General features: G+C 73.2%; 2 protein-coding genes and 1 pseudogene (1 of these 3 only partly in view). All 3 read left to right on the forward strand.

What is annotated here, in order from left to right; translation table 11 throughout:
• Positions 1-5,426, forward strand: the final stretch of a protein-coding gene (locus tag P3T34_RS35655) for a type I polyketide synthase (RefSeq protein ID WP_280670358.1). Its footprint begins 22,942 nt before the window's first position; only the last 5,426 of its 28,368 coding nucleotides appear in the window; its start codon lies beyond the left edge, outside the window; its stop codon occupies positions 5,424-5,426.
• Positions 5,427-5,445: 19 nt separating this feature from the next.
• A pseudogene (locus P3T34_RS35660) lies at positions 5,446-5,817 on the forward strand (beta-ketoacyl synthase N-terminal-like domain-containing protein); the annotation flags it as partial.
• Positions 5,818-5,941: 124 nt separating this feature from the next.
• On the forward strand, positions 5,942-15,727 hold the full coding sequence (locus P3T34_RS35665; RefSeq protein WP_280670360.1) for a type I polyketide synthase: 9,786 nt from the start codon (positions 5,942-5,944) through the stop codon (positions 15,725-15,727).
• Positions 15,728-15,760 lie beyond the last annotated feature (33 nt).

Genomic DNA, 15,760 nt, shown 5'->3' on the forward strand with positions numbered 1-15,760 from the left:
CTCTGTCGGCGCTGCGCCACCCGGCGGCCGACGACACGGCCGCGGTCACCGTGGTCGACGTGGCGTGGGACCGGTTCGCACCGGCTTTCACGCAGGCCCGCCCGAACTCGTTCTTCGCCGAACTCCCCGAGGCCCGAGCGGCCTTGGCGGCCACGGCCACCGGGCCGGCCGGCGAGCAGGGCGGGGGACTGTCGACCGCCTCCGCGCTGCGCGACGGGCTGCTGGCCCGTCCCGAGGCGGAGCGCGGGGAGGCTCTGCTGACCGTGGTGCGCACCGAGGTGGCGGCCGTGCTCGGGTACGGCGACACCGAGTCCGTCCCCTCCGGCCACGCCTTCAAGGACCTCGGCTTCGACTCGCTGACCGCGGTCGACCTGCGCAACCAGCTCAGCGCCGCCACGGGGTTGAGGCTGCCCGCCACGCTGGTCTTCGACTACCCGACACCGGCGGCGCTCGCCGCCCACCTGGGCAGCGAGCTGTTCGGCGACACCTCCGACAGCGTGCTGAGGACCGCGGGCCCCGGCGCGGGGGTGTCCGACGATCCGATCGTGATCGTCGGCATGAGCTGCCGCTACCCCGGTGGCGTGCGCTCGCCCGAGGACCTGTGGGACCTGCTGCGTGGTGAGGTGGACGCCATCGGCACATTCCCCACCGACCGCGGCTGGGACCTGGACCGGCTCGCCCGGGGCGACCAGGACGGCCGGGGCCGCAGCTTCACCCAGAACGGCGGATTCCTGTTCGACGCCGCCGACTTCGACGCCGACTTCTTCGGGGTCTCCCCGCGCGAGGCGCTGGTCATCGACCCGCAGCAGCGTGTCCTGCTGGAGACCGCCTGGGAGGCGCTGGAGCGCGCCGGCGTCGACCCGGCCGCTCTGCGCGGCGGCGACACCGGCGTCTTCGTCGGCGGTGGCAGCGGCGACTACCGTCCCCAGATCGGCCAGATCGGCCATGTGGAGACCGCCCAGTCGGCGAGCCTGCTCTCCGGCCGGCTCTCCTACACCCTCGGCCTCGAAGGCCCGTCGGTGACCGTCGACACGGCCTGCTCCTCCTCGCTGGTGGCCCTGCACCTGGCCGCCCAGGCGCTGCGTGCCGGGGAGTGCTCGATGGCGCTCGCCGGTGGGGTGACGGTGATGTCCACCCCGGTCGGGTTCATCGAATTCGGCGAGATGGGCGCCCTGTCGGCCGATGGCCGCTGCCGAAGCTTTGCCGACACGGCGAACGGCACCGGCTGGTCGGAGGGTGTCGGCGTCCTCGTCGTCGAGCGCCTGTCCGACGCCCGCCGCAACGGGCACGAGGTGCTCGCCGTACTGCGCGGCTCGGCGATCAACCAGGACGGCGCCTCCAACGGCATCACCGCGCCGAACGGCCCGTCCCAGCAGCGCGTCATCCGGCGCGCGCTGGCCAACGCGGGCCTGTCGGCCGCCGAGGTGGACGCCGTCGAGGCGCACGGCACCGGCACCACGCTCGGCGACCCGATCGAGGCCCAGGCGCTGCTGACCACCTACGGACGCGACCGGGGCACCGAGCGGCCGCTGCTGCTCGGCGCGGTCAAGTCGAACATCGGCCACACCCAGGCCGCCTCGGGCGTCGCCGGTGTGGTCAAGATGATCATGGCGATGCGGCACGGCGTGCTGCCGAGGACGCTGCACCTGGACGAGCCGTCCTCGCACGTCGACTGGTCGGCGGGCGCGGTCGAGCTGCTCGCCGAGGAGACCGCCTGGCCGCAGACCGGCCACCCGCGCCGGGCCGGCGTCTCGTCCTTCGGGGCGAGCGGGACCAACGCGCACGTGATCCTCGAACAGGCCCCGGCCGCCGAGGACGTGCAGGTTCCGCAGGTGCCCGAGCTGGTCCCGGTCGTGTTGTCCGGACGCACCGAGGCTGCCCTGCGCGCCCAGGCCGGGCGACTGCTCGCCCACCTGGCCGCCCACCCGGAGCCGACGGTCGCCGACCTCGGGTACTCGCTGGCCACCACCCGTTCGGTCTTCGAGCACCGGGCGACGGTCCTGGCGAACGACCGGACCGAGCTGCTGCACGGCCTGACGGCGCTGGCCGACGGGCGCCTCGAGCCGCAGGTCGTCCAGGGCTGGGCGGGCTCCGGCGGTCGGACCGCCTTCCTGTTCTCCGGCCAGGGCTCGCAGCGCGCGGGCATGGGCCGGGAGCTGTACGGCCGGTTCCCCGCCTTCGCGGAGGCGCTGGACGCGGTGCTCGCGCGCTTCGACGCGCTGCTGCCGCGCCCGCTGCGGGAGCTGCTCTTCGCAGGGCCCGGCTCCGCCGAGGCGGCCCTGCTGGACGACACGGCCTACACCCAGCCCGCGCTCTTCGCGGTCGAGGTGGCGTTGTTCCGGTTGGTGGAGTCCTGGGGCGTGCGGCCGGACTTCGTGACCGGCCACTCGATCGGCGAGATCGCGGCGGCCCACGCGGCCGGCGTGTTCACGCTGGAGGACGCCTGCACCCTGGTGGCGGCCCGGGCCCGGCTGATGGGCGCGCTGCCCGCCGGCGGGGCGATGGTGGCCGTGCAGGCGACCGAGGACGAGGTGCTGGCCCGGCTGGAGGACGGCGTCTCGGTCGCCGCGGTCAACGGCCCGCAGGCCGTGGTGATCGCCGGGGACGAGCGGGCGGTCCTGCGGCTGGCCAGGGCTTTCGAGGCGGACGGTCGCAAGACTAGGCGTTTGCGGGTGAGCCATGCGTTTCACTCCGTGCATATGAACGCGATGCTCGATGACTTCGCCCAGGTCGCCCGGGGGATCGGCTACGCCGCCCCGAGCGTCCCCTTGGTGTCGAACGTGACGGGCTCGGTGGCCGCGCCGGAGCTGGTGGCGACGCCCGAGTACTGGGTGCGGCACGTCCGCGAGACCGTCCGCTTCGGCGACGGTGTGCGGACCCTGGCCGCGCGCGGCGTGAGCCGCTTCCTGGAGCTCGGACCGGACGGAGTGCTCTCCGCGATGGTCCACGACACGCCGGCCCACGACACGCCGGCCCACGAGACTCTCGCTCACGAGGGCGAGCCGTCCCGGACCGTGGTCGCCGTCCCGGCCGTCCGTGCCGGGCGCAGCGAGGAGCTGACGTTGCTGACAGCACTCGCCCGGCTGCACGCCAACGGCCTGAGCCCGCGCTGGTCCGCCGTCCTGGACGGCACCGGCGCCCGCCGGGTGGACCTGCCCACCTATGCCTTCCAGCACCAGCGGTTCTGGGCGGCGGGGGCGGCCAAGGGGGCCACCGAGGGCGCCGCGTCCGCCGAGGACAGCGCCTTCTGGGCGGCCGTCCAGAACGAGTCCTTCGACTCGCTGGCCGGCACCCTGGACGTGGACAGCGACGCGCTGTCCCAGGTGCTCCCGGCCCTGCGCGACTGGCGCCTCAGGCGCAACGAGCAGTCCACGGTGGACGGTTGGCGTCAGCGGATCAGCTGGAGGCCGCTGAACGGTGCCGGACGGGCCACCCGGCTCTCCGGCCGGTGGCTGGCCGTGGTCCCGGCCGGTCGGCAGACCGCGTGGGTCGCGGACCTGGTCGAGCTGCTGGGGCCGGACACCGTCCGCCTGGAGCTGACGACGGACCAGGCGGACCGCGCGGTCATCGCCAAGCGGCTGGGCGAACTCGGCTGCAGCGAGGACCAGTTCGCGGGCATCCTGTCGCTGCTCGCACTCGACGAGTCGCTGACCGGCAGCGTGCCCGCCGGGCTCTCGCTCACGGCCGCGCTCGTCCAGGCGCTCGGCGACGCCGGCATCGCGGCACCCCTGTGGTGCGCGACGCGCGGTGCGGTCGCGGTCTCGCCCACCGAGCCCGTCACCGGCCTGCTGCAGGCGGGCGTCTGGGGTCTTGGCCGGGTCGCCGCGCTGGAGTACCCGCAGCGCTGGGGTGGGTTGATTGACCTTCCCGAGGTTCTGGACGAGCGTACCGGCGCCCGCCTCACCGGCTTCCTCGCGGACCCGGACGGCGAGGACCAGGTCGCGATCAGGCCCTCGGCCCTCTTCGGCCGCAGGCTCGGCCCGGTGCCGGCCGCTGCGACACCGGCCCGCTCCTGGGACCCGGAGGGCACCGTCCTGATCACCGGAGGCGTCGGCGCGCTCGGCGCCCACGTCGCCCGGGGCCTGGCCGGCGCCGGAGCCCGGCACCTGGTGCTGCTCGGCCGACGCGGCGCTGACACCCCCGGAGCGGACGAACTGGTCGCTGAACTCACGGAGTTGGGCGCCACCGTCACGGTCGCGGCCTGCGACGCCGCCGACCGCGACGCGCTGGCCGCCGTGCTGGCCGCGGTCCCCGAGGAGGCGCCGCTGACGGCCGTCGTCCACGCGGCCGGCGTGCTGGACGACGGTGTCGTCGACAGCCTCACCCCCGAGCGCTTCGAGCGGGTGTTCCGCTCGAAGGTCGGATCCGCGCTGCTGCTCGACGAACTGACCCGGGACCTGGACCTCGCGGTCTTCGCACTGTTCTCCTCCGCCTCCGCCTCGGTCGGCAACCCCGGCCAGGGCAACTACGCGGCGGCCAACGCCATGCTGGACGCCCTCGCTGAGCGGCGCCGGGCAGAGGGCCTTGTGGGCTCCTCGATCGCCTGGGGTGCCTGGGACGGCGGCGGAATGGCCGCCGACGACCGGGCCGTAGGCGCCGCCCAGCGCAGCGGCGTCCGACCGCTGGACCCCGAGCTGGCCGTCCAGGCGCTGCGCCGCACGGTCATGGACCCGGCCCCCACCACGGTGGTGGCCGACGTCGAGCCGGGCCAGTTCGTCCGCGCCTTCACCTCCGTGCGTCCGAGCCGGCTGCTGGCCGAACTCGTCGGCGCGGCGGAGGGGTTGACCGGCGGGACGCAGGCGGCGGGCGCCTCGGCGACCGCATCCATGCTCCGTGCCGAGCTGGCCGGGCTCTCCGAGACCCGGCGCCGGGCGGCGGTCCTCACCCTGGTCCGCAGCCGCGCGGCGGAGGTGCTCGGCCACGCCGGTGTGGACGTGGTCGGCGCCGACAAGGCGTTCCGGGACCTCGGGTTCGACTCGCTCGGCGCGGTCGAGCTGCGCAACCAGCTCTGCTCCGCCACGGGGTTGGGCCTGTCCGCGACGCTCGTCTTCGACCACCCGACGCCCGCCGAACTGGCTGAGCACATCCTGCGGCAGCTCGCGCCGGCAGCCGGCGGCGGGGCGGACACGGGCGGCGGGGCGGACACGGCCGGCGAGGTGAACGAGGAGCTGGACCGGGCGCGGGTGCAGAGCCTGCTCGCGTCCGTCTCCGTCGCCGAGCTGCGCCGGATCGGCGTGCTGGAACCGCTGCTGAAGCTGGCCGCGCAGGCGGCCACCGAAGGTGCGGAGGCGGCTGACAGCGGCAGCGAGACGTACGACGAGTCGATCGACGCGATGGACCTCGACGACCTGGTGCAGGCGGCTCTGCAAGGCGGTTCCGAGCAGGGCGGTTCCGAGCAGGGCAACGACGATGACGCGCAGGACTGACGGAGAGCGGATCATGACCATGCCCCACGACAAGGTTGCCGAAGCGCTCCGGTCCTCGCTGAAGGAGGCCGAGCGGCTGCGGCGGCAGAACCGGAAACTCGTCGCCGCGGCCACCGAACCGATCGCCATCGTCGCGATGAGCTGCCGCTACCCGGGCGGCGTCGGCTCTCCGGAGGACCTCTGGGACCTGGTGGACTCCGGCACCGACGCGATGTCCGACTACCCGACGGACCGGGGCTGGGACCTCTACACCCTCCGGGGTGCCGGGACCGACGAGCGCGGCACCAGCGTCAGCCGGGGCGGCGGATTCCTGGACACCGTCGCGGACTTCGACGCCGACTTCTTCGGCATCTCGCCGCGCGAGGCCGTCTCGATGGACCCGCAGCAGCGGCTGCTGCTGGAGACCTCCTGGGAGGCCTTCGAGCGGGCCGGGATCGATCCGGTGGCGCTGCGCGGCAGCCAGCCGGACCGGCGTCTTCGTCGGCACCAACGGCCAGGACTACGCCTACCTGCTGGTGCGCTCGCTGGCGGACGCCACCGGCGACATCGGCACCGGTATCGCCGCCAGCGCCACCTCCGGACGGCTCTCCTACACACTGGGTCTGGAGGGCCCGGCGGTGACCGTCGACACGGCGTGCTCGTCCTCGCTGGTCGCCCTGCACTGGGCGATCCAGGCCCTGCGCAACGGCGAGTGCTCGCTGGCGCTGGCCGGCGGAGTGAACGTGATGTCGACGCCCGGCTCGCTGATGGAGTTCAGCCGGCAGGGCGGGCTCGCCTCGGACGGGCGCTGCAAGGCGTTCGCGGACGCGGCGGACGGCACCGGCTGGGCGGAGGGCGTCGGCCTCCTGGTGCTGGAGCGCCTCTCCGACGCCCGGCGCAACGGGCACCGGGTGCTGGCAGTGGTGCGCGGCAGCGCGGTCAACCAGGACGGCGCGAGCAACGGCTTCACCGCGCCGAACGGACCGGCGCAACAGCGGGTGATCCGCCAGGCGTTGGCGAGCGCGGGTCTGTCGGCGGCGGACGTGGACGCGGTCGAGGGGCACGGGACGGGGACGCCGCTGGGCGACCCGATCGAGGCCCAGGCGCTGCTCGCGACCTACGGGCAGGAGCGCACGGACGACCGGCCGCTGCTGCTGGGGTCGGTGAAGTCCAATATCGGTCATACGCAGGCGGCAGCGGGTGTTGCGGGCATCATCAAGATGGTGATGGCGATGCAGCGCGGTGTGCTGCCGCGCACGCTGCACGTGGACACGCCGTCCACGCACGTCGACTGGTCGACCGGTGGCGTTGCACTGCTCACCGAACCGGGCGACTGGCCTGTGGTGGACCGGCCTTGGCGCGCGGGCGTGTCGTCCTTCGGGATCAGCGGGACCAACGCGCACGTGATCGTCGAGCAAGCGGCGCCGGTTGACGTGGACGAGCCCGTGGTGGGGTCGGCGGGTGTGGTGCCGTGGGTGGTGTCGGGGAAGTCCGGGGAGGCGTTGGACGCGCAGCTGGCCGGGCTGACCACTGTTGCTGCCTCGTCGCTGGATGTGGGTTTCTCGCTGGCGGCGCGGACCGGCTTTGCGCACCGGGCGGTGGTGTTGGACGGCGTGGAGGTGGCGCGTGGGGTGGCGGTTGAGCGGTCGCTCGCGGTGCTGTTTTCTGGTCAGGGGTCGCAGCGGCTGGGCATGGGAGGGGAGTTGTATGCGCGCTTCCCGGTGTTCGCGGAGGCCTTCGACGCGGTGTGTGCGGAGTTGGACGTGCCCGTGCGGGAGGTGGTGTGGGGTGCGGACGAGGAGCTGTTGAATCGGACGGACTTCGCGCAGGCGGGGTTGTTCGCGGTGGAGGTTGCGCTCTACCGGCTCGTCGAGTCGTGGGGTGTGGTGCCGGACTTCGTGGCGGGTCATTCGATCGGTGAGGTCGCTGCGGCGCATGTGGTGGGTGTGTTGTCGCTGGCGGACGCGTGCGCGCTGGTGGCGGCGCGTGGTCGCCTGATGCAGGCGTTGCCCGCCGGTGGCGCGATGGTCGCGTTGCAGGCGACGGAGGATGAAGTCCTGCCGTTGTTGGGCGGGTTCGTCTCCCTTGCGGCGGTCAACGGCCCGTCGTCCGTGGTGATCTCCGGCAGTGAGGACGCGGTGGAGGCGGTCCGCGCGCGGTTCGAGGACCGCAAGAGCACCCGCCTGCGGGTTTCACACGCGTTCCATTCCCCGCTGATGGACGCGATGTTGGACGATTTCCGTGCCGTGCTCGCCGAACTCTCCTTCCACGCACCGAAGATCCCGCTGGTGTCGAACGTGACGGGCGCGTTGGCCGTGCCGGAGCTGGTGTGCACCCCCGAGTACTGGGTGCGGCACGTCCGCGAGGCTGTTCGCTTCGCCGACGGTCTCGCCGCGCTGACCTCAGAAGGCGCCTCGGCGTTCTTGGAGTTGGGACCCGACGGCATCCTGACCGCCTTGGTCCGGGACGAGGACGCCGTCGCCGCTCCCGCTCTGCGCAAGGGCCGACCGGAGGAGGCCGCGCTGTTCACCGGCCTGGCCCGGCTGCACGTGGCGGGCGTCCGGCTGGAGTGGGCGAAGGTGTTCGCCGGCACCGGCGCCCGTCGGGTGGACCTGCCCACCTACGCCTTCCAGCGCGAGCGCTACTGGCCCGCGCTGTCGCCCGACGCCGGTGACGCGACGGCGCTCGGACTGACCGCCTCCGCGCACCCGCTGCTCGGCGCGGTGCTCCCGCTCGCGGGCTCGGAGGGCGTGCTGTTCACCGGCCGGCTCTCCCTGCGGGACCACCCGTGGTTGGCCGAGCAGCTGGTGGACGGCGAGGTCGCCCTCCCGGCAACGGCTTTCCTGGAGCAGGCGATCCGGGCCGCCGACCAGGTCGGTTGCGACCGGGTGGAGTCGCTGAGGCTGTGCGCACCACTGCTGCTCGCCGAGGGCCGGGATGCGGTGGTCCAGCTGCGCATCGACGGCCCTGACGCGTCGGGTGCGCGTGCGGTGGGCTTCTTCTCGCGTGCTGCCGGTGTGGTGGACGGTCCGTGGCTTGAGCATGCGTCGGGTGTGTTGGTGGCGGGTGAGCGGGTGGCGGAGTTCGATGCTTCGGTGTGGCCGCCGCGTGGTGCGGTGGTGGTGGATGCGGAGGGTCTGCCGGGCGTCCGCTCGGTGTGGCGTCGGTCCGACGAGGTGTTCGTAGAAGCCGAGTTGACGGGTGACCCTGCGCGGGATGCCGGGCGGTTCGGGTTGCACCCGGCGCTGCTGGCCTCGGTGCTGGCGACGGCCGGACTCGCCGGACTGGCAACGGAGTTGGTGCCGCTGTCGTGGAGCGGGGTGTCCCTGCACGCGGCCGGCGCCGCGCTGGTCCGGGCCCGCCTGGTGAAGACCGGCGAGGACACGGTCTCCCTCGCGGTGGTCGACATCGAGAGCGCGCCGGTGCTGTCGGTGGAGTCGATCGTCCTCGGGGCGCCTGCGGCCTCCCGGACGGTCACCGAGCAGGGGTCGCTGCTGCGCCTGGAGTGGGTGCCGGCGGTCGGTTCTCGCGCTTCGGCCGAGGCGCCGCGCAGCCTGACCCTGGCTGCCGACGTCGTCTCGCTGGCGGAGGTCGGCGGTGATGAGGCGGTGGTGGTGGTTCCGGTGGCCGGTTCCGGTGCTGTGGTGGAGTCGGTGCACGCGTTGACGTCGCGGGTGCTGGGCCTGGTGCGGGAGTGGTTGGCGGAGGAGCGGTTCGCGGGCTCGCGCCTGGTGTTCGTGACGCGGGGTGCGGTCTGTGGTGAGGATCTGGCCGGGGCTGCGGTGTGGGGTTTGGTGCGCTCGGCGCAGTCGGAGAACCCGGGCCGGTTCCTGCTGGTGGACGTGGACTCCGACGCGGTGCTGCCGTTGGCAGAGGTGCTGGCGGCGGGTGAGCCGCAGGTGCTGGTGCGCGACGGCGCGGTGCTGGTCGGCCGACTCGCCCGCCTGGGCAGGTCCGCAGGTGTCACGAGCTGGGATCCGTCCGGGACGGTCCTGGTCACCGGCGGTACGGGTGGCCTGGGCCGCGAGGTGGCCCGTCACCTGGTGGCGAAGCATGGCGTCCGCAGCCTGCTCCTCCTGAGCCGCCGTGGCCTCCAGGCCCCCGGCGCCGCCGAGTTGGTGGCCGAGCTGGCCGCCCTGGGCGCCGAGGCGACCGTGACGGCCTGCGACGTCGCCGACCGCGATGCGCTCGCAGCCGCCCTCGCCGGCGTCCCGCTCAGTGCGGTGGTGCACACCGCCGGTGTGCTGGATGACGGCGTCGTCACCTCCCTCACCCCCGAGCGGCTCTCTACCGTGCTGCGCCCGAAGGTGGACGCTGCCTGGTACCTGCACGAGCTGACCGAGCACCTTGACCTCTCCGCGTTCGTCCTGTTCTCCTCCATCTCCGGTGTGATGGGCAGCGCCGGTCAGGGCAACTACGCTGCGGGCAACGTCTTCCTGGACGGCCTTGCCCAGTACCGCCGTTCGCGCGGTCTGGCCGGCCAGTCGCTGGCCTGGGGCGCCTGGGCGCAGACCACCGGCATGACGGGCACGCTGTCGGACGCGGACATGCACCGCATCAACTCCTCTGGCGTCCCGCCGCTGACCGTCGCCCAGGGCCTGGCCCTGCTCGACACGGCGATGACCGTCGACGCGTCCTTCCTCGTCCCGCTGGGGCTGACCACGGGAAGCAAGGGTGCGCCGGGCGAGGTGCCCCCGCTGTTCCGTTCCCTCTTCAAGGCCTCCCGCCGACTGGCGGCGACCGCTGACGGCGGTGCGGGGACGGCGGCGGCGCTGGCGACCAGGCTGTACGAGCTGCGCGACGCCGAGCGCGTGCGCCACCTCGTCGACCTGGTCCGCACCGAGGCCGCCGGCGTGCTTGGCCACGCCTCGGCCAAGTCCGTCGACGCGACACGGGAGTTCCGCGACCTGGGCGTCGACTCGCTGACCGCGCTGGAGCTGCGCAACCGCCTGACGGCCGTCACCGGCCTGCGACTCCCGGCCACCCTCGTCTTCGACTACCCGACCCCCACCGTCCTGGCCGAGCACCTGCTCGCCGCACTCCTGGACGAGCACGGCGAATCCGCCGCCCCCGTCGCGGCTGCCACCGTGGACAGCGACGACCCGATCGTCATCGTGGGCATGGCCTGCCGGATGCCCGGCGGGGTCGACACGCCCGAGGGGCTGTGGGACCTCGTCTCCGAGGGCCGCGAGGGCATGTCCGACTTCCCGACCGACCGGGGGTGGGACCTGGAGGCCCTCTTCGGCGGTGGGCCGGAGGGCCGCAGCGCCAGCGCGGCCCGACAGGGCGGATTCCTGCACGGGCTGGGCGAGTTCGACGCGGGCTTCTTCGGGATCTCGCCGCGCGAGGCGCTGGCGATGGACCCGCAGCAGCGCCTGCTGCTCGAGACCTCGTGGGAGGCGTTCGAGCGGGCCGGTGTCGATGCCGGGAGTCTGCGGGGGAGTCGAACCGGCGTTTTCGTCGGCACGACGGGCCAGGACTACGCCACGCTGGTGATGAACTCCCGCGAGGACGTGGAGGGGCACGCGAGCACCGGTCTGGCGAACAGCGTCATCTCGGGTCGGGTCTCCTACGCCTTCGGCCTGGAGGGCCCGGCTGTCACCATCGACACGGCCTGCTCCTCCTCCCTGGTTGCCATGCACCTGGCGGCTCAGTCGCTGCGCAGCGGCGAGTGTTCGCTCGCGCTGGCCGGCGGCGTGACGGTGCTGTCCACGCCGATGGCTTTCCTCGGATTCACGCGCCAGGGTGGGCTGGCAACGGACGGGCGCTGCAAGGCTTTTGCGGACGCGGCGGACGGGACGGGCTGGTCCGAGGGCGTCGGCGTCCTCGTGCTGGAGCGGCTCTCGGACGCGCGCCGCAACGGCCACGAGATCCTGGCCGTCCTTTGTGGGTCGGCGATCAACCAGGACGGCGCCTCCAATGGCCTGACTGCTCCGAACGGTCCGTCCCAGCAGCGGGTGATCCGCCAGGCGCTCGCCAACGCGGGCCTGTCGGCCGCCGAGGTGGACGCGGTCGAGGGCCACGGCACCGGGACGCCGCTGGGTGACCCGATCGAGGCGCAGGCGCTGCTCGCGACGTACGGCGAGGACCGCTCGGCGGACCGACCGCTCTGGCTGGGCTCGATCAAGTCCAACATCGGCCACACGCAGGCTGCGGCGGGTGTCGCCGGTGTGATGAAGATGGTGCTGGCGATGCGCCACGGCGTGCTGCCGCGCACCCTGCACGTGGACGCGCCGTCCACGCACGTCGACTGGTCCGAGGGCACGATCGGCCTGCTGACCGAACCGACCCCCTGGCCCGGCGTGGACCGGCCTTGGCGGGCTGGCGTCTCTTCCTTCGGCCTGAGCGGGACGAACGCGCATGTGGTGCTGGAGCAGGCGCCGGCGGTCGCCGTGGACGCGCCGGTGGTTCCGCAGCCGGGTGTGGTGGTGCCGTGGGTGGTGTCGGGGAAGTCCGGGGAGGCGTTGGACGCCCAGCTGGCTCGCATCACCGCGCTCGCCGGGCCGGCGTCGCTGGATGTGGGTTTCTCGCTGGCGGCGCGGACGGGCTTTGCGCACCGGGCGGTGGTGTTGGACGGCGTGGAGGTGGCGCGTGGGGTGGCGGTTGAGCGGTCGCTCGCGGTGCTGTTTTCTGGTCAGGGGTCGCAGCGGCTGGGTATGGGAGGGGAGTTGTATGCGCGCTTCCCGGTGTTTGCGGAGGCCTTCGACGCGGTGTGTGCGGAGTTGGACGTGTCCGTGCCCGTGCGCGAGGTGGTGTGGGGTGCGGATGAGGAGCTGCTGAATCGGACGGACTTCGCGCAGGCGGGGTTGTTCGCGGTGGAGGTGGCGCTCTACCGGCTCGTCGAATCCTGGGGTGTGGTGCCGGACTTCGTGGCGGGTCACTCGATCGGTGAGGTCGCTGCGGCGCATGTGGTGGGTGTGTTGTCGCTGGCGGACGCGTGCGCGCTGGTGGCGGCGCGTGGTCGCCTGATGCAGGCGTTGCCCGCCGGTGGCGCGATGGTCGCGTTGCAGGCGACGGAGGGCGAAGTCCTGCCGTTGTTGGGCGGGTTGGTCTCGATCGCGGCGGTCAACGGCCCGTCGTCCGTGGTGATCTCCGGCAGTGAGGACGCGGTGGAGGCGGTCCGCGCGCGGTTCGAGGGTCGGAAGTGGACGCGCCTGCGCGTCTCGCATGCCTTCCATTCCCCGCTGATGGAACCGATGTTGGACGATTTCCGTGCCGTGCTTGCTGAACTCTCCTTCCACGCACCGAAGATCCCGTTGGTGTCGAATGTGACGGGCGCGCTGGCCGCGCCGGAGCTGGTGTGCACTCCCGAGTACTGGGTGCGGCACGTCCGCGAGGCCGTTCGCTTCGCCGACGGTCTCGATGCGCTCGCGGCTGAAGGCGCCTCGGCGTTCCTGGAGTTGGGACCCGACGGCATCCTGACCGCGCTGCTCCAGGACGAGGACGAGGACGCCGTCGCCGCTCCCGCTCTGCGCAAGGGCCGACCGGAGGAGGCCGCGCTGCTCACCGGCCTCGCCCGGCTGCACGTGGCCGGCGTCCGGCTGGAGTGGGCGAAGGTCTTCGCCGGCACCGGCGCCCGCCGGGTGGACCTGCCCACCTACGCCTTCCAGCGCGAGCGCTACTGGCCCGAGCCGGCCACCCGCCACGGTGACGTGACGGGCGCCGGTCTGACCTCGGCTGAGCACCCGCTGCTGGGAGCGGCGGTGCCGCTGGCCGACTCCGCGAGCGCGCTGCTGACCGGCCGGCTGTCGCTCAAGTCGCATCCCTGGCTGGCGGATTACACGGTGAACGGCGTGGTGGTCTTCCCGGCCACCGGCTTCCTGGAGCTGGCCGTCCGCGCCGGTGACCAGGTCGGCTGCGACCGCGTCGAGGACCTCATGCTCACCGAGCCGCTGGTGCTGTCCGAGGACGCTGCCGTGGCCGTCCAGATCTGGACCGGCGCACCCGACAACTCCGGTGTTCGTACGGTGAGTTGCTACGCACGCGCCGCCGATGTCGCCCCGGAGGAGCCATGGACGCGGCACGCCACCGGCACGCTGGTGGTACACGCGAAGGGGGCGGACTTCGACGCGTCGGTGTGGCCGCCACGGGACGCCGTCGCCGTGGACGTCGAGGGCTTCTACGACCCGAGCGCGTTCGGCCCCACGTTCCGTACGGTGCGGTCGGTGTGGCAGCGGGGCGAGGAGGTGTTCGTCGAGGCCGCCCTCCCGGGGCAGATCGGCGATGCCGGGGCGTTCGGGTTGCATCCGGCCCTGCTGGACGCTGCGGTGCAGGCCGTCGGGTTCGCCGGGTTGGACGACGACGAGCTGCTGCTGCCGTCGCGCTGGGCCGGGGTGTCGCTGTACGCGACGGGGGCGACGGCGGTCCGGCTGCGCATCGTGCGGACCAGCGAGGGCACGGTCTCCCTGGCGGTGGCCGACACCGAGGGTGCGCTTGTCCTGTCGGCGGAGTCCGTTGCCCTGTCGGCGCCGCCGGCCTCGCTCGCGCCTGCCGTGGATGCCGGCCTGGACGGGTTGCTGACGCTGGAGTGGGTCCCGGTCACCGGGAGCCGGTCGTCGGCCGAGGCGCCGGCCGGCCTGACCCTCGCTGCCGACATCGCTTCGCTGGCGGAGGTCGGCGGCGACCAGGCACTGGTGCTGGTTCCGCTGACCGGGTCCGGTGCTGTGGTGGAGTCGGTGCACGCGACCACGTCGCGGGTCCTGGGTCTGGTGCGGGAGTGGCTGGCGGAGGAGCGGTTCGCGGGCTCGCGCCTGGTCTTCGTGACGCGGGGCGCGGTGTCGGGCGAGGATCTGGCCGGGGCCGCTGCCTGGGGTCTGGTGCGTTCGGCGAACTCGGAGCACCCGGGCCGGTTCGTCCTCCTCGACATCGAGAAGGACGAGGACGTCGCCGCCGCACTTCCGGCTCTGTCCGGTGAGGCCCAGTTCGCTGTTCGCGACGGTGTTCTCCGGGTCGGCCGGCTGGCCCGCCTGGGCAGGTCCGCAGGTGTCACGAGCTGGGATCCGTCCGGGACGGTCCTGGTCACCGGCGGTACGGGTGGCCTGGGCCGCGAGGTGGCCCGTCACCTGGTGGCCGAGCACGGCGTCCGAAGCTTGCTTCTCCTCAGTCGCCGTGGCCTCCAGGCCCCCGGCGCCGTCGAGTTGGTGGCCGAGTTGGCCGCTCTGGGTGCCGAGGCGACCGTGACGGCCTGCGACGTCGCCGACCGCGAGGCCCTGGCAGCTGCCCTCGCCGGTGTCCCGTTGAGCGCGGTGGTGCACACCGCCGGTGTGCTGGATGACGGCGTCGTCACCTCCCTCACCCCCGAGCGGCTCTCTACCGTGCTGCGCCCGAAGGTGGACGCTGCCTGGTACCTGCACGAGCTGACCGAGCACCTCGGCCTCTCCGCGTTCGTCCTGTTCTCCTCCATCTCCGGTGTGATGGGCAGCGCCGGTCAGGGCAACTACGCTGCGGGCAACGTCTTCCTGGACGGCCTTGCCCAGTACCGCCGTTCGCGCGGTCTGGCCGGCCAGTCGCTGGCCTGGGGCGCCTGGGCGCAGACCAGCGGCATGACCGGGAAGCTCTCCGAGGCGGACATGCACCGCATCAGGTCCTCCGGCGTCCCGCCGCTCTCCGTCGAACAGGGCCTGGCCCTGCTCGACGCCGCGATGACCGTCGACCGGGCCTACCTGGTCCCGATCGGCAAGGCCTCCGGCGCCATGCGGATGCAGGGCGAGGTGCCCGCGCTGCTGCGCGGCCTGGTCCGTGGCACCCGACGGGCGGCGGCGACCGGGGGCGGCGGCGCGGGGACGACTGCGGCGCTCGCGGCCCGGGTGCGCGGACTGCGCGAGGGCGAGCGGCTGCGCTGCGTCGTGGACCTCGTACGGACCGAGGGCGCAGGCGTGTTGGGACACGCGTCGGCCAAGTCCCTGGACGCGACACGGGAGTTCCGCGACCTGGGCGTCGACTCGCTGACGGCGGTGGAGCTGCGCAACCGCCTGACGGCTGTCACCGGGCTTCGGCTGCCGGCAACGCTCGTCTTCGACTACCCGACCCCCACCGTGCTTGCCGAGCACCTGCTCGCCGAGCTGCTGGAGGAGCCCGGCGCGACCAGGGAGCGGTCATTGCTGGCTGAACTCGACCGTCTGGACGCCGCGTTGACGGCCGGCGAGCCGGACGACCTGACCCGGGCCGCCGTCTCCGTCCGGCTGCGTCACCTGCTGGAGAAGTGGCGGGACGCCGACGCGGACAGCGCGGCGAGCAGTGTGGCTGAGCGGATCGAATCCGCCAGCGCGGACGAAGTCTTCGCATTCATTGACAACGAGCTCGGCCGTCTGAGCGACCGCTGATCCGACTCTCGTCACCAAAGGAAGGTTCTCCAC

The sequence above is a fragment of the Kitasatospora sp. MAP12-44 genome (genome assembly GCF_029892095.1).
Lineage (GTDB): Bacteria > Actinomycetota > Actinomycetes > Streptomycetales > Streptomycetaceae > Kitasatospora.